The organism is Mycobacterium appelbergii, from assembly GCF_032883035.1.
GTDB classification, from domain to species: domain Bacteria; phylum Actinomycetota; class Actinomycetes; order Mycobacteriales; family Mycobacteriaceae; genus Mycobacterium; species Mycobacterium appelbergii.
Window position 1 is genome coordinate 21,286 of record NZ_JAMQTH010000020.1, and the last position, 23,106, is coordinate 44,391.

Sequence of the window (23,106 nt, forward strand, 5' to 3'; positions counted from 1 at the left end):
GTCATGAGCTATGTGGCCGACAAGTCTGCCTCCGGGGGAGAGTTCACCCGCGACACCAACTACATCACCACCCGGATCAGTGCCGATGGTGGTGACGGATGTCCGGTGGAGCCGGGCCGATATCGGTTGATCGTGGCGCGGGCCTGTCCGTGGGCCAACCGCGCCATCATCGTGCGTCGGCTGCTGGGCCTGGAGGATGTGCTGTCGATCGGTTTCTGCGGGCCGACGCATGACCAGCGCAGCTGGACCTTCGACCTGGATCCCGACGGCCTGGATCCGGTACTGCGCATCCCGAGGCTGCAGGACGCGTACTTCAAACGGGATCCCAACTATCCGAAGGGCATCACCGTGCCTGCGGTGGTCGACGTGGCGTCCGGGGCGGTGGTGACCAACGACTTCGCCCAGATGACGCTGGACTTCTCCACCGAGTGGACGGCCTACCACCGCGACGGGGCGCCGCAGCTCTACCCGGAGCCGTTGCGCGACGAGATCGACGCGGTCGCCAAACGCGTCTACACCGAGGTCAACAACGGGGTGTACCGCTGCGGTTTCGCCGGCTCACAAGAGGCCTACGACGAGGCCTACGACCGGTTGTTCACCGCGCTGGACTGGCTCTCCGAACGGTTGGCCACCCAGCGATTCCTGGTGGGAGACACCATCACCGAAGCCGATGTCCGGCTGTTCACCACGCTGGCCCGGTTCGATCCCGTGTACCACGGTCACTTCAAGTGCAACCGGTCCAAGCTCTCCGAGATGGATGTGTTGTGGGCCTATGCCCGGGATCTCTTCCAGACGCCGGGGTTCGGCGACACCATCGACTTCGTCCAGATCAAACAGCACTACTACATCGTGCATGCCGACATCAATCCCACCCGGATCGTGCCGAAGGGTCCCGACCTGAGTGACTGGCTCAGCCCGCACGGTCGGGAAGCATTGGGCGGCAGTCCTTTCGGCGACGGCACTCCGCCCGGGCCGACTCGCGAGTCCGAACGGGTGCCCGCCGGCCACTCGGCCGGTTAAGGCCAGACGGTGCTGATGGACCATTCGGCGTGCGGCAACGCGAACTCTTCCTTGTTCTGATCCTGCACCAGAGTCAGTAACTGAACGGCGATCCCGGTCAGCCGCCCGCGTTGGGGGTCGACGGTCGGGATGGTCACCGCCAGGGTGCTGCCCGGTGGGTACAGCGCCACCGTGGTGTCCACCGGGTTCTCGTACACCCGCAGCAGCCGCCACGGTGCCCGCCCGATCGCCGCGGGCACAGAGAGCTGAACCGGGTTGTCCTCGGTGACCGGAAGTTGGCCCTGCTCGCGCGGCTGCAGGCAGTTGTCGAGATCGAGCACCGGGCAGTACTGGAACGGCCCGGTACGGGTGAGGTGTCCGTGTGAGTACGCGCTGATCTCGGGCAGTTGCTCGCCATCCGAATCGTGCAGGCGCCAGACGAGCACCGCGGTACCAGCCGTCGCCAACACGACGACGACCGCCAGGATCGCCAGTACACGCTTCACCGGTTGGTCCCACCCTCCCGCGCCGCCAGCACGGGCCGGTTACCGCCGAAGCCGGGGATCAGGGATTCGCCGCGGTAGCTCACGATGGTCTGGGCCAAGCCGAGTATCAGCACGGCGGTGATCGTAGTGAACCCGACTGAGAGGTCGGTATAGATCAGCACGCCGGTGGCGCCGCCGGTGACCCACGCGAGCTGCAGCACGGACTCGGACCGGCCGAACGCCGAGGCCCGCGACGCCTCGGGCAGGTCATCCTGCAGGGACGCATCCAGCGACGCTTTGGCGATCGCGCTGGCCCCGGAGGTCACCAGCGTGGCCGCTGCGGCGACGAACAGGTTGCCGGTCAGTGCAGTGGCCAGGGCGACGGCGGTGACGGCCACGCTCGCCCGCACCACCAACTGCGCCGGGTGGCCGAGTTTGAGCCGCGCGCTGGTGATGTTCCCGACGAAGTTGCCGATGCCCGCGGCCGCCCCGATCAGGCCGAGGATCAGCAACTGTTCCCAGCCGGTGGCGTCGTGGGATTTCGCGACGAACGCCGGGTACAGGAACAGGAACCCCACCATCACCTTGATCGTGCAGTTACCCCACAACGCGGTGATGGTGTTGCGGCCCAACGGCTGGCGTGCGGCCCGCTGCTTGTCCGGGTGGCGGCGCAGTTCACCGGGGCCGCCGTGATAGCTCAGCGTCGTCGGCACCTCGCCCTCGGTGACCTCCACCCACTTCGGTATCCGCATCGACAGCACCGCTCCGGCCACGGTGACCGCGACCACCACGTACAGCGCGCCGGGCAACTGGACGACGTTGAGCAGGTACTCGGCACCTGCCGCGATGCCACCGCCCACCACCGTGCCGCCCAGCAGGCCGAACGTGGTCAGCCGGGAGTTCACCCGGACCAGGTCGATCGACGGGGGCAGCACCCTGGGGGTGACCGCACTGCGCAACACCGAGAACGACTTCGACAGCACCATCATGCCGAGCGCACACGGGTAGAGCACCCATGACTGATAGCTGCCGGTGGCGCCGTCGTAATTGGCGATGAGCACCACGATCAGCACGGTGCGCAATGCGAACGACGCGGCCAGCGCCACGCGCCTGCCGTGCTGGAGCCGGTCCAGGGCCGGGCCGATGAGCGGCGCGATCACCGCGAACGGGGCGATGGTGATCAGCAGGTACAGCGCCACCTTGCTCTTGGATTCACCGCTTGCGGCGGCGAAGAACAGCGTGTTGGCCAGGGCCACGGCCATCGCCGCGTCGACGGCGAAATTGGCGACCACCGGCCAGGTCAGCGCGGTCAGTCCCGACTTGTCGGCACCGTCGGCGGTGGCGGCGCGATGCACGAATCCGTACATGCGCGAACCCATTTCGCGACTACGCTGCGCCGCGGCGCGGGTGACGGTGACCTTTTCCCCGGTTGCCGAGCCGACACCGGACGATGGCTCGGAGCGGTAGGTGGCCGTGTCCTCCTCGTCGAGCGGCGGGAGCCAGCGGTTGGAACTCGGCCCCGACCCCCGGTGGGGCCGGTGGTGCGATTCACCGCTGGGGTAATTGGCCATTCCGGGGTGCTCCGCGCCACGATCGGCCGGGGGCCGCGGCGGGTAGTAGGTCACACGTCGATTCTCTCTTATCCGGCGCCGGCGGGCCGACAGGTGACCGGTGTGGCCTTCGGTCACGCCGGTCAGGCACTATAGACAGCGATGGAAAGCGTGACCGAATCTGCCGAGCAGGCCCCCCGAGCCGAGCTGGATCCCGGCCCGGGGTTCGACCCGCGGGACCTGGAGCCGTTGCTGCTGGGTGCCGTCGATCAGGCGCGCGCAGCGCTGACCGAGTTCGGCGGTGAGGGCACGGTCGGTGACTACCTCGGCGCCGGCGTCGAAGACGGCAGCTCGGCGACGCACCGCTTCCTGGCCAATCTGCCCGGCTACCGCGGCTGGCAGTGGGCCGTCGTGGTGGCGGCCTATCCGGGCGCCGACCACGTCACGATCAGCGAGCTGGTGCTTGTCCCTGGCCCGACGGCGCTGCTGGCACCCGAATGGGTGCCGTGGCACGAGCGGGTCCGGCCGGGTGATCTGGGTCCGGGGGATCTGCTCGCCCCGCCGCCGGATGACCCGCGGCTGGTGCCCGGCCATACCGCCACCGGAGACCCGTTGATCGATGAGACCGCCGTCGAGCTCGGGCTGGGCCGGCGCCAGGTCCTCAGCCGGTGGGGCCGCCTCGACGCGGCGCAGCGCTGGCACGACGGGGAGTACGGCCCGGATTCGGCGATGGCCCGTTCCACCCGCAAGGCGTGCCGAGACTGCGCGTTCTATCTTCCGCTCGGCGGCGCGTTGGCTTCGATGTTCGGGGTGTGCGCGAACGATCTGTCCGCCGACGGGCACGTTGTCGACGCCGAGTACGGCTGCGGCGCCCATTCGGACACCCCGCAGCCGGCCGGCACGGGTTCGCCGCTGTACGAGCCGTACGACGACGGGGTTCTCGACCTCGCCGATTAGGGTCTCAGCTTTCGGCAGCGGCCTTGATACGGGTCAATGACGCGTTCATCCCCTCGACGAGCTCATCCTCGAAGCCGGGCACCCCACCGAAGAGGGTGTTGACGACTGCGTTGGATACGGCGGTGACGCCGTTTTCGGCGTGGCGGCTCTCCACCACCCGGGTGCCTGTCTCGGTGGGCTGCAGCTCATAGCTCCAGATGGTGTGGTTCGCATCCACTTTGAACGCGAGCTTCTGTTCCGGGATGAATTCGGTGACCGTGCACGTGGTGGGCCAGAACATGAACTTGCGGCGGTTCACGTTGAAGGTCCGGGCGCCGGGGCGTACCGGCCCGAACGGTTTCATCAGTCGGCATTGCGGACTCCAGTCCGGCATCCGGCGTACATCGGAGATCAGGGCCCACACCTTTGCCACCGGTGCGTCGATATCGATCTGGGCCTGCAGTAGTGGCGCAGCCATGGCGTCTCCTCAGGTCAATCCGCTTTGCGCACCGCGGGATCCACGGCGCACGGCGTGACGTTGCCACAGGAAGATCGATGTGCCAAGTACCCCCACCCCCAGCCCGGCGAGGGCGATCGGGCGCCAACTGTCCAGGCCGGCCACGGTGAACGCCAGCACTGTCGCGATCAGCCAGCCCGTGGCGATCACCAGGATCACCGGCCACGGCTCAAGCAGTGCCGCAGGCAACGCCGGCGGCACCGGCGCGGTGTCTGCCGCGCTGTCGTCCGTGCTGTCCGGGTCGCCCGTCATAACCCATCAACGTAGCGGATGGCCAAAACGTGGATTGGCCCTGGTTTTAGCCCTTTCCACGCGTAGCGATCAGTACTATTTGCCTTGTGAAAGATCCGGATGCTCGGTTGGCGAGCGACTTGGCTCTGGCCGTTGTCCGGTTTGCCCGTCAATTGCGGGTCAGGCGTTCAGATTCGCCGGTGTCGCTGACACAGCTTTCTGCGTTGTCGACCCTGGCCAAAGAGGGTGCGATGACGCCAGGGGCGTTAGCTGTGCGCGAGCGGGTGCGGCCACCGTCCATGACGAGGGTGATCGCCTCATTGGCCGAGCAGGGCCTGGTTGCCCGCGTCGCACATCCCGTCGACGGGCGCCAGGTGGTGGTCTCGGCGTCGCCGGCGGGGATGACGCTGGTGGAGGCGGAGATTCGTGCCAGTCAGGAATGGCTGAAACAACGATTGGCCCGCCTCGACCCCGAAGAACGCCGGACTCTGGTGGAAGCCGCCGATCTGATATCGGCCATGGCTGACGAAAGCGCGTGAGCGCGCTGCAGGTGATCGACATCGAGGATCCGGCGGATCCCCGTATCGACGATTTCCGCGACCTCAACAGCGTGGATCGCAGACCGGATCTGCCCAGCGGCAAAGGGCTGGTCATCGCCGAGGGGGTGCTGGTCGTGCAGCGCATGCTGGCGTCCCGGTTCCTTCCTCGTGCGCTGCTCGGCACCGACCGACGCCTCGGGGAACTGTCCGCCGATCTGGCCGGCGTGGAGGTGCCGTTCTACCGGGCGAGCGCGGAGGTGATGGCCGCGGCCATCGGCTTCCACCTCAACCGCGGGGTGCTGGCCTCGGCGGCACGACCACCGGAATTGACGGTGGCGCAGGTCATTGCCGGTGCCCGCACGGTGGCCGTGCTGGAAGGCGTCAACGATCACGAGAATCTCGGGTCGATTTTCCGCAACGCCGCCGGCCTGGCCGTTGACGCGGTGGTATTCGGATCGGGCTGTGCCGACCCGCTGTACCGCCGTGCCGTGCGGGTATCGATGGGGCACGCGTTGTTGGTGCCTTTCGCCCGGGCGGGTGCCTGGCCCCAGGATTTGGAGGTTCTGCGTGATAACGGGTTTCGTCTGCTGGCGATGACGCCGGACGCGTCGGCGGCAACGTTGCCCGACGCGATGGGCGACCTGGGCGGGGTGCCGTTGGCGATCCTGGTCGGCGCGGAAGGCCCCGGCCTGACCGAGCGGACGATGCGGGCCAGCAATGTGCGGGTGCGCATCCCGATGTCGCGTGGCACCGATTCGCTCAACGTCGCGACCGCCGCGGCGCTCGCGTTCTACGAGCGGGCCCGGCTGTCGCGCTAGATTGACACCGTGACCGACGATTCGACGCCGTGGGCGACGGGCCTGACGGTGGCCGCGTTTGTGGCCGCGGTGTTGGCCGCCGCGATCGTCGTGCTCGGTGTCGGCCTGATCCGCGTGCATCCGCTGCTGGCGCTGGGCCTGAACATGGTGGCGGTCGGCGGATTGGCGCCGACGGTGTGGGGTTGGCGGACCCGGCCGGTGTGGCGCTGGTTCGTGCTCGGCGCCGGTGTCGGCGTCGCGTGCGGTTGGGTGGCCCTGGTGGTGGTGGTTCTGTCGCGGTAGCGGCGCGGCCACGTTCAGAGCAGGGTGCGCGCCAACCGTGCCCGCCACACCGCGACGTCCTCGACTCCTACGATGCGTAGCACCACGTGATCGGCGCCCGCGGCCCGGTACCGGCCGATGCGCTCGGCGATACGTTCGGGCGGACCCCACGCCGCGATGCCGTCGAGCAGCCGGTCGCTGACGGTGTCGATGTCGGCGCCGGTGAACCCTTGGCGTAGAAGGTTGCGGCGGTAGCCGCCCTGGGCGGTCAGGAACTCCAGTGGTCCGGCGGCCGCGGCCCGGGCAGCTTCGCGGTCGGTCAGCGGGATGACCATCAACAGCACCGCGAGCAGCCGGTCGGGGCCCAGTGCCGACCGGGCGGCGGCCACATACGACGGGGTCACCAGATAGGGATATGCACCGGCGGCCCGGTCCCGGGCAAGCGCGAGCAGGTTCGGACCCAGGGCGGCGAGCACCCGGCGTTCGGGTCCCAGGCCGGCGGCGTCCAGTTCGTCGAGGTAGGAGTTCAGCACGGCCAGGGGACGTTCGCCGTGCGCACCGCCGAGCCCGGCCACGAACCGGCCGGGATGCTCATGCTGCAGGGCGATGTCCAGTGCCACCACCTCGGCCGCGGGCACCCGCACCACCGGGATGATGCCGGTCGCCACCGGGATCGCGCTGGTGGCGCGGACGGCCGCGGCGATCATCGGCAGATTGCCCGACCGCCACAGCGCGGTGTAACCGAGATCCTCGACTGCGCGGGCCTCATCGGCAACCACGGCGGCATCGTCGATGTACGGATAGTTGCTGGCCAGCCCGATCGGGCCCAAGGAGATCATGCGTCAGACGCTATGACCTCAACGATGATTCAGGTCAAGCGTTAACGCTGGGTTCCCGAGGAGCGCACACCCAACAGCACGTCTTCCCATGCCGGGACCGCGGGCCTGGCTTTGCGGGACCGGGTGGGAGCGGGGGCGGCCGGCGCTTCGGTCTCGTCGGCGGGCGAGGTATCGGCAGCGGGAGCGACGGGTGGTTCGAAGTCCAGCTCGGCGACCGGCGCCACCGGGCGCAGCGGCCGGGCGACGTCGGGATTGATCAGTTGGTAAGCGGCCTCGTCGGACGCGGTGACCGTGCCGCCGTGGGCGCCCGGGGTGAAGCGGAAGTGGGCGACGTTGTCCGAACGCCCGGCCTTCCAGGCCAGCTGCACGGTCCAGCGGCTGTCCTCGTTGCGCCAGGCGTCCCAGTTGATGGCATCCGGGTCGAGTCCACGCGACACCAGTGCGGTGCTTACCGCCTCCAGCAGCGTGAGCACCGCAGGACCGTCGGTGAGCATCGGATGGGCAGCGGTTGCAAGTTCGGCGGCGCGCGAGCGTTCGAGCAGCACCGGGTGGGCGAACCGCTCGACCCGGTCGATCGGCATCCCGGCAGCAGCGGCCACCTGCTCGACCGATGCGCCGGCACGGATCTTGGACTGAATCTCCTTGGGGCGCAGCACGTTTTGAACCTCTACGTCGATCTGGGTTTGATTCGAGGCGACTTTGTCGCCGCGCACAGCGGCGCGCAATCTGTCATCTGCACGCAGAGTGAACAACTCCTTGGAGTCGTCGGACTCGCAGATGATGCGCCTGCCGTCGACGTCGAGCCCGACGACCTTGAGTTCTCGCATATCGACCTCCTCCGGGCCCGGCCTGGAAGACGCACCAAGCCCGATTGGTAGGTCACCCTACTGCGTTATCAGCCCGTTACCGTGCTGACACGCGGGCGGCGGGGAAGCCACGCCGAGAGTCTCGCTCAGAGATTTTCCACGACCCAGTCGACGCAGCCGGTCAGTGCGCTCACGTCCTCCGGATCGATGGCCGCGAACATGCCGATCCGCAGCTGGTTGCGGCCCAGCTTGCGGTAGGGCTCGGTGTCGACGATGCCGTTGGCCCGCAGCACCTTGGCGACGGCTGCGGCGTCCACGGAATCACTGAAGTCGATCGTGCCGACCACCTGCGAACGCAGCGCCGGATCGGTGACGAACGGGGTGGCGAACGACGAGGCCTCGGCCCACGAGTACAGCCGCTGCGAGCTGTCGGCGGTGCGCTTGACGGCCCAGTCCAACCCGCCGTTGCCGAGCAGCCAGTCGATCTGCTCGGCCAGCAACACCAACGTGGCGATCGCAGGCGTGTTGTAGGTCTGGTTCTTGAGGCTGTTCTCCACCGCGACGGGCAGCGAGAGGAAGTCCGGAACCCACCGGCCGGAGGTGCCGATGGCCTCGATGCGGGCCAGTGCGGCGGGGCTGACGACCGCCAGCCACAGCCCGCCGTCGCCGGCGAAATTCTTCTGCGGCGCAAAGTAATACGCGTCGGTGTCGGCGATGTCGACCGGCAGGCCGCCGGCTGCCGAGGTGGCGTCGATGAGCACGAGTGCGTCGCCGGCGGGGCGCTGCACCGGTACGGCGACACCGGTCGAGGTCTCGTTGTGGGCCCAGGCGATGGCATCGACGTCCGGATCGGACTGCGGCTCGGGTGCGGTGCCCGGATCGGTCTTGACGATGACCGGGTCACCGACGAACGGGTTCTTGGCGACCGCTGAGGCGAACTTCGAGCTGAACTCGCCGTAGGTCAGGTGCAGTGAGCGCTTGTCGATCAGGCCGAACGCCGCGGCGTCCCAGAATGCCGTCGACCCGCCGTTGCCCAGGATCACCTCGTAGCCGTCGGGCAGGGCGAACAGCTGCCGCAGTCCGTCACGGACCCGGCCGACCAGGTTCTTCACCGGCGCCTGCCGGTGCGACGTGCCGAACAGGTGCCCGGAGTCGGCGAGTGCCTGCAACTGTTCGGGGCGCACCTTGGACGGGCCGCACCCGAAGCGTCCGTCTTTCGGCTTGAGGTCGGCGGGAATCGTCAGTTCGGCCATGTGGCCAAGCTTAAAGCGTGAGGATGCGCGGCCCGTCAGCGGTGACGGCGACCGTGTGCTCACTGTGTGCGGCGCGGGCGCCGGTCGCGGTGCGCAAGGTCCAGCCGTCGGAATCGTGGACGTAGTCTTCCGTGCCGTCGGCGATCAGCATCGGCTCGATCGCGATCACCAGCCCGGGCCGCAATTTCATGCCCTTGCCGCGTCGTCCCTCGTTGGGGACGTGCGGCGCCTCGTGCATCGTGCGGCCGATTCCGTGGCCGCCGTGGTCGGCCAGCAGGCCGTAACCGGCCTCGTGAGCGGTGGCCGCAATCGCGTGGCCGACGTCGCCGAGGGTGTTGCCGGGCCGCGCCGCGGCGATTCCGGCCGCCAGCGCCGCGTCTGTCGCCTGGATCAGGGCGGCGTCGGCTGGTCGGGGAGTGCCGACGATGAAGCTACGGGCGGAGTCCCCGCACCAGCCGTTCAGGATTGCTCCGAAGTCCACCGACACCAGATCACCCTCGGCAAGCGGCTGATCAGTGGGGATACCGTGCACAACGGCGTCGTTGACGCTTACGCACAGCACCGCCGGGAACGGGCTGGGCGACCAGTTGGGGTGGTAGTTGAGAAACGGCGACGTCGCGCCGTGGGCGGCCAGCACGTCGGCCGCGACGCGGTCCAGATCGGTGGTGGTACGCCCGGGAGCGGCATGGGTGACGACGGCCCGCAATGCCTCGGCGACCACCGCCCCGGCCGCAGCCATGGCCTCGATCTGGGCTTCGGATTTCAGCTCGACCATCGCGACAGGCCTCTCAGCAAACGTTTCAAATCAGGCATAGACAATTACTCGATACCTGCGGTACCGTTGTACAAGAAGCGGGTAGATGTAAACCTCAGACGATAGGGAGAGGTCTGCAATATGGCCAGGACCAAGATGATCCGGCGCTGGCGTCGCAACATGGACGTCACCGACGATCCCCAGTACGTCGACATGCTCACCACACTGTCCGAGGGGTCGGTGCGGCGCAACTTCAATCCGTACCAGGACATCGACTGGGATTCGCCGGAATTCGCCGTCATACCCGACGACCCCCGCTGGATTCTGCCCGAGACCGACCCGATGGGCGGTCACCCGTGGTATCAGGCGCAGTCGCAGGAGCGCCAGATCGAGATCGGCATGTGGCGCCAGGCCAATGTCGCCAAGGTCGGACTGCACTTCGAGAACATCCTCATCCGCGGCCTGATGGAGTACTCGTTCTGGGTGCCCAACGGCTCACCCGAGTACCGGTACTGCCTGCACGAGTCGGTCGAGGAGTGCAACCACACCCTGATGTTCCAGGAGATGGTCAACCGCATCGGTAAGGACGTGCCCGGCATGCCGCGGTTGCTCAAGTGGGTGCAGCCGCTGATCCCGCTCGCTGCGGGCCCGCTGCCGATTCCGTTCTTCTTCGGGGTGCTCGCCGGTGAGGAACCCATCGACCACACGCAGAAGAACGTCCTACGCGAGGGCAAGTCCCTGCATCCGATCATGGAGCGGGTCATGGCGATCCACGTCGCCGAGGAAGCCCGCCACATCTCGTTCGCGCACCAGTACCTGCACAAGCGCGTGCCGCGTCTGCGTCGACGCCAGCGGTGGATCCTGTCGCTGTTCGTGCCGTTGACCATGCGGATCCTGTGCTCGGCGATCATCGTTCCGCCGCGTCCGTTCTGGAAGGAATTCGACATTCCGCGCTCGGTGCGCAAGGAGCTGTTCTTCCGCTCACCGGAGTCACGCATGATGCTGCGCAACATGTTCTCCGACGTCCGGATGCTGTGCTCCGACACGGGTCTGATGAACCCGATCGCCAAGCTGATGTGGAAGATCTGCAAGATCGACGGGCCGCCGAGCCGCTACCGCAGCGAGCCGCAGCGCGAGCACCTGGTGTCGGTCGCTTAGAGGTCTCATGCCCCATGTGATCACCCAGTCGTGTTGCAGCGACGGGTCCTGTGTCTACGCGTGCCCGGTGAACTGCATCCATCCGTCGCCGGATGAGCCGGGCTTCGCGACCGCCGAGATGCTCTACATCGATCCCGACGCGTGTGTCGACTGCGGTGCGTGCGTCAGTGCGTGCCCGGTCGGCGCGATCGCGCCGGACACCAAGCTTGAGCCCAAGTCGTTGCCGTTCATCGAACTGAACGCGTCGTTCTATCCGAAGCGGGAAGGCAAGCTGCCGCCCACGTCGAAGCTCGCGCCGGTGATCGACGCCCCGGTGGTGCATCCGCGTGCCGGTGGGCCACTGCGCGTCGCCATCGTCGGCTCGGGCCCCGCGGCGATGTATGCCGCTGACGAGTTGCTGACGCAAAAGGGCGTCCGGGTCAACATCTTCGAAAAGCTGCCCACCCCATACGGACTGGTACGGGCCGGCGTGGCACCGGACCACCAGAGCACCAAGCGGGTGACGCGCCTGTTCGACACCATCTCGCGATTGCCCGGGCTGAAGTTCTTCCTCAACGTCGCAATCGGTGAACACCTGAGCCACGTCGATCTGCTGGACCATCACCACGCCGTGCTGTATGCCGTCGGTGCGCCCAATGACCGGCGTCTCGAGATCGACGGCATGGACCTGCCAGGCACCGGCACTGCCACCGAAATGGTGGCCTGGATCAACGGGCACCCCGAATTCACCGATATACCGGTCGATTTGAGCCATGAACGGGTGGTCATCGTCGGCAACGGCAACGTCGCATTCGATGTGGCCCGGATACTCACAACCGACCCGGATACGTTGGCGCGCACCGACATCTCCGACCATGCCCTGGACGTCCTGCGACAGTCCAAGGTCCAGGAAGTGGTCATCGCCGCCCGGCGCGGGCCCGCCGCCTCGGCATTCACGCTCCCTGAGCTCATCGGCCTTACCGCGACCTGTGACGTCGTGCTCGACACCGCCGATCATGAACTGGTGCGGCGCGATCTCGCGGTCGAGACCGACCCGCTGACCCGCAACAAACTGGAGATCTTGTCCAAGCTGGGTGACGCGTCCGCTCCGGCGACCCGGCCGCGTATCCGGCTGGCCTACCAATTGACCCCGCAGCGGGTGCTGGGGGAGGCCGGGGTTGGCGCGCACGCGATCGAATTCGGACAGACCGGCACCGACCGCGTCTGCACGATCGATGCGGGCCTGGTCCTGACGTCAATCGGGTACCGCGGCAAGGCGATCGCCGACCTGCCGTTCGACGAGACCGCCGCGGTGGTGCCCAACGACGGCGGCCGGGTGGTCGGTACCCGCGGCGCGTACGTGGCCGGCTGGATCAAACGCGGCCCCACCGGGTTCATCGGTACCAACAAGTCGTGCGCTGCCGAAACTGTGCACAAGTTGGTCGACGACTACAACGCCGGCTCTCTGACCGATCCCGTGCACAAGCCCGCGGCCCTGGAGAAGCTGATCCGCAGCAGGCAACCCGATCTGGTCGACGCCGCAGGCTGGCAGGCCATCGACGCGGCGGAGATCGCGCGCGGCGGTGAAGACCGGCCGCGCGACAAGTTCACCACCGTCGGGGAGATGCTGTCGGCGGCCGCTGCCGCACCCAAACCCTCCATGCGACAACGGCTTACCGCCAGCTTGCTGGGTTAGCGCATCTCGCTGACGGCCTTCTCGACCTCCTCGGGGCTCACCTCGCGAACGGGTTGTCCGAGTGACCAGCGGTGGCCGAACGGATCCTGCACCTCGCCGTAGCGGTCGCCCCAGAACATGTCCTCCAGTGGCATGACCACGGTGGCGCCGGCGTCGACCGCCTGCTGGAACTTTGCGTCCACGTCGGTGACCGTCAGATGGATCGTCACCGGGGTACCGCCCAGCGACTTGGGGGTCGAGGATTTGCCGTCGGCGTGCTCGGGGAAGTCGTCGTTCAGCATCACCAACGCCCCGTTGATGCGCAGGGCGGCATGGAACAGTCTCTTACCGTCGGGCGCAGGCACCCGGCCCAGTTCGGTGGCGCCGAACGCCTTGACGTAGAAATCGATGGCAGCGGCTGCATCATCGACGACGAGCATCGGTGACACTGCGGGAGTTACTTCGATGGCCATAATGAGCTCCTGAAATAGTGGGCGGACTCAATGCAGACCCGCCGGGACGGCGGATCTCATCGCGGCACTTTCCATGAAACCACCGGGGTCCGACAATCAGGTGACAGAGAATGACGGCTGCAGGCCGGTCCGCCCCGTCAGTGCCATCAGCACCGTCTCACCGTCACCGGACGCTGCTGCGATACGGGTGGCCAGGACTGCCGCGGCCTCCAGCACCTCTGGTGGCAGGGATGCGGGAACGCCGCTGGCCCGCGTGATGTCGAGGCTGTGTACGGCAAGTTCGAATATGCGGGTCTGCAGATAGTCGCCCAGCCGGATGCCGTAGCCGCCGATGACCTTGATCACCGGGTCACCGACGCCATCAAGATCCGAAAGTGCCTGTGCTGTCAGCCGGTCCACCGTCTCGGCCGGATGTGGGCCGAGATCGCGCCCGGCCTGCGTGCCGCGCGCCACGATCGCCGCCGTCCCCGCCTCTGACATGAATCCCCGCATGGCGGTGTAGTACTCGACCGGCCCGGCGAGATCGGCTTCGGCGGCCGGCGTGTGCAGATACGTGCTGACGGTGATCAGCGAGCGGGACGTGTGTCCGACCAGGGCGCGTAGATCCCACTCGCCCAGACCGGGTCCGTCGAAACCGTCCTCGGGCAGCGCCCGCACCAACCGGGAGAAGGCGTGCGCCGCCGTGGCGAAGACGTCCACGGTCATGATGTGCTGATCTGGTCCCAACCCTCGACTGAGGCGACGCTGCGCGGCTCGGGGCCGACGTAGAGGGCCGCCGGGCGAACCAGCTTGCCGAGCCGCTTCTGCTCCAGGATGTGCGCACACCAACCGGCGGTCCGGCCGCAGGTGAACATCGCGGGCATCATGGTGGGCGGCACCCCGGCGAAGTCCAGCATCACCGCGGCCCAGAACTCGACGTTGGTCTCGATGGCGCGGTCCGGCCGGCGTTCCCGCAGCTCTGCCAATGCGGCTTGTTCGAGCGCGGCGGCCACCTCGTAACGCGGTGCGCCCAGGCGTTCGGCGGTGGCACGCAACACCCGCGCCCGCGGATCCTCGGCCCGGTAGACGCGGTGCCCGAAACCCATCAGCTTGTCGTGGCGGTCGAGGATGCCCTTGACGACCGCGGCGGCGTCGCCGGACCGTTCGGCCTCCTCGATCATCGGCAGCACGCGGGCCGGGGCGCCGCCGTGCAGCGGGCCGCTCATCGCGCCGACCGCGCCGGACAGGGCGGCGGCCACGTCGGCTCCGGTGGACGCGATCACCCTGGCGGTGAATGTCGATGCGTTCATGCCGTGCTCGGCAGCGCTGACCCAGTACGCGTCGATCGCCTCGACATGCTTCGGGTCCGGCTCACCCTGCCAGCGCGTCATGAAACGGGCGGTCACGGTGGAACATTCGTCGATGACGCGTTGGGGAACTGCCGGCTGGTAGATGCCGCGGGCGGATTGCGCGACGTAGGACAGCGCCATCACCGAGGCCCTGGCCAACTGGTCGCGGGCAGTGTCGTCGTCGATGTCGAGGACCGGCGCGTAGCCCCAGATCGGTGCCAGCATCGCCAGCCCGGCCTGGACGTCGACCCGGACGTCGCCACTGTGGATCGGCAACGGAAACGGTTCGGCAGGTGAGAGCGACGTGCCGAACCGGCCGTCGACCAGCAGCCCCCACACATCGCCGAAGGTGACCCGTCGGGTCACCAGTTCCTCGATGTCGACGCCGCGGTACCGCAGCGCCCCACCGTCCTTGTCAGGTTCGGCGATCTCGGTGGTGAACGCCACCACGCCTTCTAGGCCGGCGACGAAATCTTCCGGTACGGCAGTCATGGGCCGATTCTCGCACCACGCCTCGGGCGTAGCGTTATCGCGGTGGTAACACCGGAGAATCAGGACCTCGCGGCGATGCGTGTCGAGTACGCGGAGAAGGACGGCAGTGGCGACCTCGACACCGACTGGCTGGGTGAGGATCCCGCGAGAGGCTGGCTGACACTGCTGCGGACCTGGCTGTACGACGCGGGCCGGGCGGGGCTCGCCGAGCCGAACGCGATGGTGGTCGGCACCGTCGACGATCGGGGAAGGCCGGTGACGCGCACCGTGTTGTGCAAGAGCGTGGACGAAACCGGCATCACCTTCTACACCAACTACGACTCGGCCAAGGGTGAGCAGCTCGCCGCCAACCCGTACGCGTCGGCGACGTTCCCGTGGTACGGCCTGGGCAGACAGGTGCACATCCGCGGGCCGGTGGGGAAGGTGTCGGCCGAGGCCACCGCCGAGTACTGGTCGAAGCGGCCGCGCGGATCACAGCTGGGGGCGTGGGCGTCGCACCAGTCGTTTCCGATCTCCTCGCGCGCGGAGCTGCTCGACCAGCTCGCCGCGGTCACCGAGCGGTTCGCCGATCTCGACGCGATCCCGGTGCCGCCCAACTGGGGCGGCTACCTGATCGCACCCGAGGAGGTCGAGTTCTGGCAGGGCCGTGAGAACCGCGTGCACAACCGGATTCGCGTCCAAAACGGACGTGTCGAGCGACTGCAGCCTTGACATCCCCCGTCGCTTCGCTCGCCCCAGGCGTGACATTCCCCGTCGCTTCGCTCGCCCCAGGCAACACGCGTGCGCCGATTCTTCGCTGACACCACACCGCTTCGTACCCCGGACTTCCGGCGGCTGTGGCTGGCCGGTATTCCCACGGTCATCGGGGCCAACCTCACCATCTTCGCGGTGCCGGTTCAGCTGTATGTGCTCACCCAAAGCTCGGCCTATGTCGGGTTGGCCGGGTTGTTCGCGCTGGTGCCGCTGGTCGTGTTCGGGCTCTGGGGTGGGGCGTGGGCCGACGCGATGGATCGCAGGCTGCTACTGATCGTCGCCTCGATCGGGCTGGCCGCCTCCTCGGTGTTGCTGTGGTTGCAGGCCGCCCTGGGCCTCGACAACGTCTGGGTGGTGCTGTGCCTGCTGTCGGTGCAGCAGGCGTTCTATGCGGTCAATTCGCCGACCCGGTCGGCGGCGATTCCGCGGATGCTGCCGGGCGGCCAGTTGCCCGCGGCGAATTCGCTGAACATGACGGTGATGCAGTTCGGCGCGATCGTCGGACCGCTGCTGGCCGGGCTGATGCTGAATTGGATCGATCTCTCGACGCTGTATCTCATCGACGCCATCACCTGCCTGGTGCCGATCTGGGCGACGTTGCGGCTCGCCCCGATGCCGGCGACCAGCACCGGGAAAGCGGGAACGATGTGGGGTCTGGGCGCGGTGCGCTCGGTCTTGGAGGGCTTCCGTTACCTCGCGGGCAACCGGGTGGTGTTGATGTCGTTCGTCGTCGACCTCGTCGCGATGATCTTCGGCATGCCCCGCGCCCTGTTCCCGCAGATGGCACACCAGAGTTTCGGTGGCCCGGTGGCCGGCGGCACCGTGATGGCGCTACTGGCCGCGGCGATGTCGGCGGGTGCCGTGGTGGGCGGGGTGTTCTCCGGCTGGTTGCCGCGTATCCGGCGGCAGGGTCTTGCGGTGGTGGTGGCGATCGTGGCGTGGGGTGTGGCGATGGTCGGTTTCGGCATCGCCGGTGGGACGGCTGCGGGCACGGCCGGGGTGATGTTGTGGATTGCGTTGGCGTTCTTGGCAATCGGTGGGGCCGCGGACATGGTGTCGGCGGCGTTCCGGGCCACGATCCTGCAGGAGGCGGCGTCGGATGAACTGCGTGGGCGCCTGCAGGGGGTGTTCACCGTGGTGGTGGCCGGTGGACCACGACTTGCCGATACGTTGCACGGCGCGGCTGCTGCGGCGGTCGGCACCACGGTGGCCGCGGCAGGCGGTGGTGCGCTGGTGATCATCGGCGTGGTGACGGCCGCGCTGGCGGTGCCGGCATTCGTGCGGTACCGCGTCGCCGGATCGAGCGCTCGCGACCACCGGGGAGCGCCGGACAATGTGTGAGAACCGATAAATTTCCCCCGATGTCAGTTATTTGCCAAATCATGGAGTTCGGGGGCGTTAACATCCTGGCGTGGCTCAAGGAGTCTGGCAGGCCGAAGTAAGCCTGCGAGAGAGAAAAAAGCAGCGCACGCGTGCAATGTTGATCGACGCCGCGATCGAGTTGTGCAACCGGCAGGGGTTCGAGCAGACGACCGTCGAGCAGATCGCAGCCGTGGCCGATGTTTCGCCACGAACGTTCAGTCGTTACTTCGCGACCAAGGACGCCGTCATGTTGGCGTCCGTCGACGAGGTGGTCGAGATGGTCGCCCTCGAGCTCAGTGAGCAGCCCGAGGACATCAGTGACCTCGAAGCCCTCTGCCGGGCACATGTGCGGGCGTTCACCAGGACGGCAACGGCGCCGTCCACCCTGCTCACCGCGGACCGGTTGATGGCCTCGGCCCGGATCATCATGTCGTCGCCGTCACTGATGCACGCGGCGCCCGAGTTCCGCATGGATGCCGTCAACGCCGCGCTCGCGAAGCGGATGGGCGCGTCCTGGGACGATCAGCGACTCAAGCTGACGGCGGCGGTATGGGGCTCGATCCTGATGACCGCACTGACCCGGCTGGCCCCCGGCAGCGACTGGGACACCGTGACCGTCGACGCGATCATCACCACGGTGCAGATCACCTATGCCGAGTTCGTGGAGGTGGCGACCGGGGCCCGGCTGCCGGCCCTGCAGTCAACGTGACCATTCAGTAACCCCCCGCGGGCAGCGCGCACCGAATGCGACTACCTTTTGAGGGGCAGTTGTCGGTTCTCAGCGACGTTGAAGGGACACCCGTGGCCGAAAACCCATCGAGTGGGCAGGAGCACGCCACGCTCAATTACCCCGGTGGCGAGATTGACCTCGAAATCGTCGAAGCTACCGAAGGCGCAGACGGTATCGCGCTCGGGCCGTTGCTGGCGAAAACCGGCTACACCACGTTCGACGGCGGCTTCGTCAACACCGCGGCCACCAAGTCGGCGATCACCTATATCGACGGTGACGCCGGCATTTTGCGCTACCGCGGGTATCCGATCGAGCAGCTCGCGGAGAAGTCGACGTTCATCGAAGTCAGCTACCTGCTGATTTACGGCGAGCTGCCGACCGCCGATCAGTTGGAGAAGTTCACCACCCAGATCCAGCGGCACACCCTGCTGCACGAGGACCTCAAGCGGTTCTTCGACGGATTCCCACGCAATGCGCATCCGATGCCGGTGCTGTCGTCGGCGGTGAACGCGCTGTCGGCCTACTACCAGGATTCGTTGGATCCGTTCGACCCACAGCAGGTCGAGCTGTCCACCATCCGGCTGCTGGCCAAGTTGCCCACCATCGCGGCCTACGCGTACAAGAAGTCCGAGGGGCAGCCGTTCCTGTACCCGGACAACTCGCTGAGCCTGGTGGAGAACTTCCTGCGCATGACGTTCGGCTTCCCGGCCGAGCCGTACGAGGTCGATCCCGAACTCGTCCGCGCCCTGGACATGCTGTTCATCCTGCACGCCGATCACGAGCAGAACTGCTCGACGTCGACGGTGCGGCTGGTCGGCTCGTCGCAGGCCAACCTGTTCACGTCCATCTCCGGCGGCATCAACGCGCTGTGGGGTCCGCTGCACGGCGGCGCCAACCAGGCTGTGCTGGAGATGCTGGAGAAGATCCGGACCTCGGGCGACGACGTCAACAGCTTCGTCAAGAAGGTGAAGAACCGCGAGGACGGCGTCAAGCTCATGGGCTTCGGACACCGCGTCTACAAGAACTACGATCCGCGTGCCCGCATCGTCAAGGAACAGGCCGACAAGATCCTCGGCAAGCTCGGTGTCAACGACGAACTGCTCGACATCGCGAAATCTCTGGAAGAGGTCGCGCTCACCGACGATTTCTTCGTCGAGCGCAAGCTCTACCCGAATGTCGACTTCTACACGGGCGTCATCTACCGGGCCATGGGCTTCCCGACGCGCATGTTCACGGTGCTCTTCGCGCTGGGCCGGCTGCCCGGGTGGATCGCGCACTGGCGTGAGATGCACTCCGAGCCCAACAAGATCGGCAGGCCCCGCCAGATCTACACCGGCTACACCGAGCGCGGCTATTCGGAGATCACCGGCCGCTAGACCTGGCCTGCGTACGTGATGCTCGTCTCTGACGGGGGTCGTCGCTTGCACGAACAACAGTTGTAGTTTCACAATTGTCTGTGTGAATGAATCCGTCGTCCGGTCGCTGAGCGCTCGGCGCAAGACCATCATCCTGGTCTCCTGCTGCCTGAGCCTGCTGATCGTGTCGATGGACGCCACCATCGTCAACGTCGCGATCCCGAGTATCCGCGCCGATCTCAACGCCACTTCGTCGCAACTGCAGTGGGTCATCGACGTCTACACCCTGGTGCTGGCCTCGCTGCTGTTGCTGTCCGGGGCGATGGCCGACCGGTTCGGCCGCAGACGCACCTTCCAGATCGGCCTGACGATCTTCGCGGTGGCCTCGCTGCTGTGCAGCCTGGCCCCCAACATCGAGACCCTCATCGCCGCGCGCCTACTGCAGGCGATCGGTGGTTCGATGATGAACCCGGTGGCGCTGTCGATCATCAGCCAGGTGTTCACCGGCCGGGTGGAACGCGCCAGGGCCATCGGCGTGTGGGGTGGTGTGGTCGGGATCGCGATGGCGGCGGGCCCGATCGTCGGCGGCGCGCTGATCGAATACGTCAACTGGCGCTCGGTGTTCTGGATCAACCTGCCGATCTGTGCCCTGGCGATTCTGCTGACCGTGATCTTCGTGCCCGAATCCAAGTCGGCGACCATGCGTGATGTGGACCCCGTGGGGCAGGCACTCGGCGTGACGTTCCTGTTCGGCGTGGTCTTCGTGCTCATCGAGGGGCCCGGCCTGGGCTGGGCCCATCCGCTCATCATGGGGATCGCGGCCATCGCGGTGGTGGCGTTCGTGGCGTTCCTGCGCTACGAGGGCCGACGCCGTGACCCGTTCATCGATCTGCGGTTCTTCCGCAGCGTGCCGTTCGCCTCGGCCGCCGGAATCGCGGTGTGCGCGTTCGCGGCGTGGGGTGCGTTCCTGTTCGTCATGTCGTTGTACCTGCAGGATGAGCGGGGCTTCTCGCCCATGGACACCGGGCTGATCTACCTGCCGGTCGCCGTCGGCGCGCTGATCTTCTCGCCGCTGTCTGGTCGCCTGGTCGGGCGGTTCGGTGCGCGCCCGTCGCTGCTGGTCGCAGGCACGTTGATCACTGCGGCGACGCTGATGCTCACTCAGCTCGACCGCAGTACCCCGGTGTGGCAGTTGTTGATCGTGTTCGCGGTGTTCGGCATCGGGTTCTCGATGGTGAACGCGCCGATCACGAATGCGGCGGTCAGCGGCATGCCGACCGACCGCGCGGGCGCCGCCTCGGCCGTCACCTCCACGAGCCGCCAGGTGGGTGTGAGTCTCGGTGTGGCGCTGTGTGGTTCGGTGGCGGCCGCAGCGCTCGCCGACAGCAGCATCGACTTCGCGCTCGCCGCGCGGCCGCTGTGGTGGGTGTTCGCCGGCCTCGGGGTGCTGATCTTCACGCTGGGCTTCGTGTCCACGTCGCCGTGGGCGTTGCGCTCGGCGGAGCGGTTGGCGCCCCTGATCGAAGCGCCCCCACGACGGATCGAGGTGGCCGATGTCGCGTGATCAGTCGGCTGACGAGGTGTGGCGGGCGTTGACGGCGCTGGTCTTCGACAACCGGGACAGCTGGCGGCGCGCGGTGATCGAGGCGTCCGGCCTGCCGTTCAGCCGGGTTCGCATCCTGCGCCGGCTGGCCCGTCAACCGATGTCGGTCAAACAGGTGGCACAGGCCGCGACCATCGACGCGCCGGCGGCCACAGTCGGCGTCAACGATCTCGAAGAGCGTGGACTCGTGGTGCGCGAAACCGATCCGGCCAACCGTCGCTGCAAAGTGGTGTCGTTGACCGACGCCGGGCGCGCCCTGGTGGCCAGGATCGACGCCGTGGAAGATCCCGCACCCGACGCATTGGCCGCGCTCGGAGCCGACGACCTGGCCGCCCTGGGCGCGCTACTCGCCAAGATCTCCGGGACGCCTTAGCCGGACAGCACCGCCATCGCGGCGTTGTGCCCGCCGATCCCCGACACCGCGCCGCCGCGGCGGGACCCCGAGCCGCACAGCAGGATCCGGTCGTGGGCGGTCGCGACACCCCACCGCTGCGCCGGAGTGTCCAGCGGTTCGTCGTTCTCGGTGAACGGCCAGCGCAGCGCGCCGTGGAAGATGTTGCCCGCGGTCATCCCCAGTGCCCGCTCCAGGTCGACGGTGGTCTTGGTCTCGATGCACAACCGGCCTGCGCCATCCTCCATAAGTACGTCCTGAACAGGTTCGGCCAGAACCGAATTCAGTGAGTTCAGCACCGCTGAAGTCAGCCGGTCACGTGTCCGGTCCGGGTCGCCGACCGCCAGTGCGTGGGGGGTGTGCAGCCCGAACACCGTGAGCGTCTGGGCGCCGGCGGCCCGTAGCTCGTCGGACAGGATGCTGGGGTCGGTCAATGAATGGCAGTAGATCTCGCACGGCAGCGGATCGGGCACCCGCCCGGCCGCCGCACTCCGGTACGCGTCGGCGAGTTGCGTGTAGCCCTCGTTGATGTGGAACGTGCCGCCGAATGCCTGCTCGGGCGTCACGCCGTCATCGCGCAGCCGGGGGAGTCGCCGCAGCATCAGGTTGACCTTCACCTGTGCGCCCTGGGTGATTTCGGGCGCGGGTTCACCGAGCAGCTCCGCCAGCACCGCGGGCGTGACATTGGCCAGCACGTGTTCGGCCACCACGCGCCGTGCCGCGCCGTCCTGGCGGTAGCGCACCTCGCCGTCCGGATCGATCGCGTAAACGTCTGCACCCGTGATGATTTCGGCACCGAACCCGGTTGCGGCGGCGGCCAGGGCGCCGCTGACGGCGCCCATGCCGCCGATCGGGACATCCCAGTCGCCGGTGCCGCCTCCGATCAGGTGATACAGCAGGCACACATTCTGGATCAACGAGGGATCGTCGGTGTCGGCGAAGGTTCCGATCAGAGCGTCGGTCGCCACCACGCCGCGCACCAGATCGTGGCTCACCGCGGCGGTGATCGCCTCGGCGATCGGTCGTCGGGTCAGCGACTCCCACACGGTGGCGGCCTCCTCGCCCTGCCCTGAAACCACGTGGCGGCCCAATTCGTCGCGGGTGCGCAGCGGCTGCAGCAGCGTCGGCCAGATGCGCTCGGTGACCAGCGCGGCACGCCGGTAGAACTCGGCGAAGCCTGCGGCGTCGGCACCCGCGCCGATGGCGTCGAAAGTGGAGTTCGGGCCGATCAGAAGGCCGGTCCTGCCCGCGGTGGCCGGATCAGGTGTGTAGGACGAATACCGCCGCCGTGCCAGTCGGATGCGTGCGCCGAGATCCTCGATGATGCGCCGGGGCAGCAGGCTGACCAGGTAGGAGTACCGGGACAGCCGGGCATCGACGCCGTCGAACGTGTGTGCCGATACCGCGGCGCCGCCCACATGGTCCAGTCGCTCGAGCACCTGGACCCGGCGCCCCGCGCGCGCCAGGTAGGCCGCTGCCACCAAACCGTTGTGCCCGCCGCCGACGATGACGGCATCGAGCCGGGATTCGTTCATCGCTGACTCAGCCGGTCAGTTCTTATAGCCTTCGACCTCGTCAGCCGGGCGCACCTGGGCCTCCTGAGGGTCCTGACCGGTATCGCGCAACGCCCGCCGCTGCCGCAACAGATCCCAGCACTGGTCGAGGGCCACCTCGACAGATCTGAGTCGTTCCCGCTCCTCGGTCACATCGATCTCGCGGCGTTGCAGTTTGGTCCGGAGTTCCTGCTCCTCGGCGACGAGGCGGTGAACTTCAGTGAGGATGTCCTGGTCTTTGGCCACCCGACCAGTCTGCCCGACTA

26 protein-coding genes are annotated in these 23,106 nt (G+C 67.5%); 13 read left to right on the top strand and 13 right to left on the bottom strand.

Annotated elements, in window-relative coordinates:
• The first annotated feature begins 3 nt into the window (after positions 1-3).
• The gene (locus tag M1247_RS33155) at positions 4-1,020 is read left to right on the top strand and encodes a glutathione S-transferase family protein (RefSeq protein ID WP_317160687.1); all 1,017 of its coding nucleotides are present in this window, start codon (positions 4-6) and stop codon (positions 1,018-1,020) included.
• Here M1247_RS33155 and M1247_RS33160 read toward each other — a convergent pair.
• Complete coding sequence (locus M1247_RS33160; protein ID WP_317160688.1) at positions 1,017-1,505, bottom strand: DUF2771 domain-containing protein; 489 nt, start codon at positions 1,503-1,505, stop codon at positions 1,017-1,019. The genes M1247_RS33155 and M1247_RS33160 overlap by 4 nt on opposite strands.
• A complete protein-coding gene (locus M1247_RS33165) occupies positions 1,502-3,055 on the bottom strand; it encodes an MFS transporter (RefSeq protein WP_317160806.1) in 1,554 nt (517 codons plus the stop codon). The genes M1247_RS33160 and M1247_RS33165 overlap by 4 nt, the downstream gene beginning before the upstream one ends.
• Before the next feature lie 141 nt (positions 3,056-3,196).
• Between M1247_RS33165 and M1247_RS33170 the strand changes: the two genes are divergently transcribed.
• Complete coding sequence (locus M1247_RS33170; protein WP_317160689.1) at positions 3,197-3,991, top strand: DUF3027 domain-containing protein; 795 nt, start codon at positions 3,197-3,199, stop codon at positions 3,989-3,991.
• A 4-nt stretch (positions 3,992-3,995) separates the two neighbouring features.
• Here M1247_RS33170 and M1247_RS33175 read toward each other — a convergent pair whose 3' ends face one another.
• Together M1247_RS33175 and M1247_RS33180 are read right to left on the bottom strand one after the other, a co-directional pair.
• Positions 3,996-4,448 carry an SRPBCC family protein gene (locus M1247_RS33175; protein WP_317160690.1) on the bottom strand — a complete coding sequence of 151 codons (453 nt, stop codon included), beginning with the start codon at positions 4,446-4,448 and terminating at the stop codon, positions 3,996-3,998.
• A 9-nt stretch (positions 4,449-4,457) separates the two neighbouring features.
• The gene (locus tag M1247_RS33180) at positions 4,458-4,739 is read right to left on the bottom strand and encodes a DUF2530 domain-containing protein (protein WP_317160691.1); all 282 of its coding nucleotides are present in this window, start codon (positions 4,737-4,739) and stop codon (positions 4,458-4,460) included.
• A gap of 86 nt (positions 4,740-4,825) precedes the next feature.
• Here M1247_RS33180 and M1247_RS33185 point away from each other — a divergent pair, with 86 nt between their 5' ends.
• From M1247_RS33185 to M1247_RS33195, 3 genes are read left to right on the top strand one after another with little or no spacing between them, the layout of a single operon-like run.
• Positions 4,826-5,257: an Rv0880 family HTH-type transcriptional regulator gene (locus M1247_RS33185; RefSeq protein ID WP_317160692.1), complete on the top strand. Its 432-nt coding sequence runs from the start codon at positions 4,826-4,828 to the stop codon at positions 5,255-5,257.
• Positions 5,254-6,075 carry a TrmH family RNA methyltransferase gene (locus M1247_RS33190; RefSeq protein WP_317160693.1) on the top strand — a complete coding sequence of 274 codons (822 nt, stop codon included), beginning with the start codon at positions 5,254-5,256 and terminating at the stop codon, positions 6,073-6,075. The genes M1247_RS33185 and M1247_RS33190 overlap by 4 nt, the downstream gene beginning before the upstream one ends.
• A 9-nt stretch (positions 6,076-6,084) precedes the next feature.
• On the top strand, positions 6,085-6,357 hold the full coding sequence (locus M1247_RS33195; RefSeq protein ID WP_317160694.1) for a DUF2537 domain-containing protein: 273 nt from the start codon (positions 6,085-6,087) through the stop codon (positions 6,355-6,357).
• Positions 6,358-6,371: 14 nt separating this feature from the next.
• Here M1247_RS33195 and M1247_RS33200 read toward each other — a convergent pair whose 3' ends face one another.
• The 4 genes from M1247_RS33200 to map all read right to left on the bottom strand — a co-directional run bounded on the left by M1247_RS33200 (position 6,372) and on the right by map (position 10,009).
• Complete coding sequence (locus tag M1247_RS33200) at positions 6,372-7,175, bottom strand: TIGR03620 family F420-dependent LLM class oxidoreductase (protein ID WP_317160695.1); 804 nt, start codon at positions 7,173-7,175, stop codon at positions 6,372-6,374.
• Between the two features lie 41 nt (positions 7,176-7,216).
• Positions 7,217-8,002, bottom strand: a complete 786-nt coding sequence (gene sepH / locus M1247_RS33205; protein WP_317160696.1) for a septation protein SepH — start codon at positions 8,000-8,002, stop codon at positions 7,217-7,219.
• Positions 8,003-8,127: 125 nt separating this feature from the next.
• Positions 8,128-9,234 carry a phosphoserine transaminase gene (gene serC / locus M1247_RS33210; RefSeq protein WP_317160697.1) on the bottom strand — a complete coding sequence of 369 codons (1,107 nt, stop codon included), beginning with the start codon at positions 9,232-9,234 and terminating at the stop codon, positions 8,128-8,130.
• Positions 9,235-9,244: 10 nt separating this feature from the next.
• Positions 9,245-10,009 (bottom strand): type I methionyl aminopeptidase, encoded by a 765-nt coding sequence (gene map, locus M1247_RS33215; RefSeq protein WP_317160698.1) that lies wholly within the window; start codon positions 10,007-10,009, stop codon positions 9,245-9,247.
• A 120-nt stretch (positions 10,010-10,129) separates the two neighbouring features.
• On the opposite strand from map, the gene M1247_RS33220 reads away from it, so the two are divergent.
• A complete protein-coding gene (locus M1247_RS33220) occupies positions 10,130-11,146 on the top strand; it encodes an AurF N-oxygenase family protein (protein ID WP_317160699.1) in 1,017 nt (338 codons plus the stop codon).
• Between the two features lie 7 nt (positions 11,147-11,153).
• On the top strand, positions 11,154-12,821 hold the full coding sequence (locus M1247_RS33225) for a 4Fe-4S binding protein (RefSeq protein ID WP_317160700.1): 1,668 nt from the start codon (positions 11,154-11,156) through the stop codon (positions 12,819-12,821).
• Here the strand turns inward: M1247_RS33225 and M1247_RS33230 are convergent.
• From M1247_RS33230 to M1247_RS33240, 3 genes are all read right to left on the bottom strand, one after another.
• Positions 12,818-13,273 (bottom strand): VOC family protein, encoded by a 456-nt coding sequence (locus M1247_RS33230; RefSeq protein ID WP_317160701.1) that lies wholly within the window; start codon positions 13,271-13,273, stop codon positions 12,818-12,820. The genes M1247_RS33225 and M1247_RS33230 overlap by 4 nt on opposite strands.
• A 96-nt stretch (positions 13,274-13,369) precedes the next feature.
• Positions 13,370-13,978 carry a maleylpyruvate isomerase N-terminal domain-containing protein gene (locus M1247_RS33235; protein ID WP_317160702.1) on the bottom strand — a complete coding sequence of 203 codons (609 nt, stop codon included), beginning with the start codon at positions 13,976-13,978 and terminating at the stop codon, positions 13,370-13,372.
• Complete coding sequence (locus M1247_RS33240; protein ID WP_317160703.1) at positions 13,975-15,093, bottom strand: citrate synthase 2; 1,119 nt, start codon at positions 15,091-15,093, stop codon at positions 13,975-13,977. Before M1247_RS33240 ends, M1247_RS33235 begins: the two co-directional genes overlap by 4 nt.
• Positions 15,094-15,168: 75 nt before the next feature.
• Here M1247_RS33240 and pdxH point away from each other — a divergent pair, with 75 nt between their 5' ends.
• From pdxH to M1247_RS33270, 6 genes are all read left to right on the top strand, one after another.
• Entirely contained in the window at positions 15,169-15,804 is a 636-nt protein-coding gene (pdxH, locus tag M1247_RS33245) for a pyridoxamine 5'-phosphate oxidase (protein ID WP_410506989.1), read from the top strand.
• A gap of 69 nt (positions 15,805-15,873) precedes the next feature.
• Positions 15,874-17,187 carry an MFS transporter gene (locus tag M1247_RS33250; protein WP_317160705.1) on the top strand — a complete coding sequence of 438 codons (1,314 nt, stop codon included), beginning with the start codon at positions 15,874-15,876 and terminating at the stop codon, positions 17,185-17,187.
• 70 nt (positions 17,188-17,257) lie between these two features.
• Positions 17,258-17,917, top strand: coding sequence for a TetR family transcriptional regulator (locus M1247_RS33255; protein ID WP_410506986.1), 660 nt, complete (start codon positions 17,258-17,260; stop codon positions 17,915-17,917).
• Between the two features lie 92 nt (positions 17,918-18,009).
• Positions 18,010-19,314 carry a citrate synthase gene (locus tag M1247_RS33260; protein WP_317160706.1) on the top strand — a complete coding sequence of 435 codons (1,305 nt, stop codon included), beginning with the start codon at positions 18,010-18,012 and terminating at the stop codon, positions 19,312-19,314.
• A gap of 82 nt (positions 19,315-19,396) precedes the next feature.
• The gene (locus M1247_RS33265; RefSeq protein ID WP_317160707.1) at positions 19,397-20,857 is read left to right on the top strand and encodes an MFS transporter; all 1,461 of its coding nucleotides are present in this window, start codon (positions 19,397-19,399) and stop codon (positions 20,855-20,857) included.
• The gene (locus tag M1247_RS33270; protein WP_317160708.1) at positions 20,847-21,269 is read left to right on the top strand and encodes a MarR family winged helix-turn-helix transcriptional regulator; all 423 of its coding nucleotides are present in this window, start codon (positions 20,847-20,849) and stop codon (positions 21,267-21,269) included. Before M1247_RS33265 ends, M1247_RS33270 begins: the two co-directional genes overlap by 11 nt.
• On the opposite strand, the gene M1247_RS33275 is transcribed toward M1247_RS33270, so the two are convergent.
• Both M1247_RS33275 and M1247_RS33280 read right to left on the bottom strand, forming a co-directional pair.
• A complete protein-coding gene (locus tag M1247_RS33275; protein ID WP_317160709.1) occupies positions 21,266-22,822 on the bottom strand; it encodes a phytoene desaturase family protein in 1,557 nt (518 codons plus the stop codon). The two genes, M1247_RS33270 and M1247_RS33275, sit on opposite strands and share 4 nt — an antisense overlap.
• Positions 22,823-22,837: 15 nt before the next feature.
• Positions 22,838-23,086, bottom strand: coding sequence for a DUF2630 family protein (locus M1247_RS33280; protein WP_317160710.1), 249 nt, complete (start codon positions 23,084-23,086; stop codon positions 22,838-22,840).
• Positions 23,087-23,106: the final 20 nt, after the last annotated feature.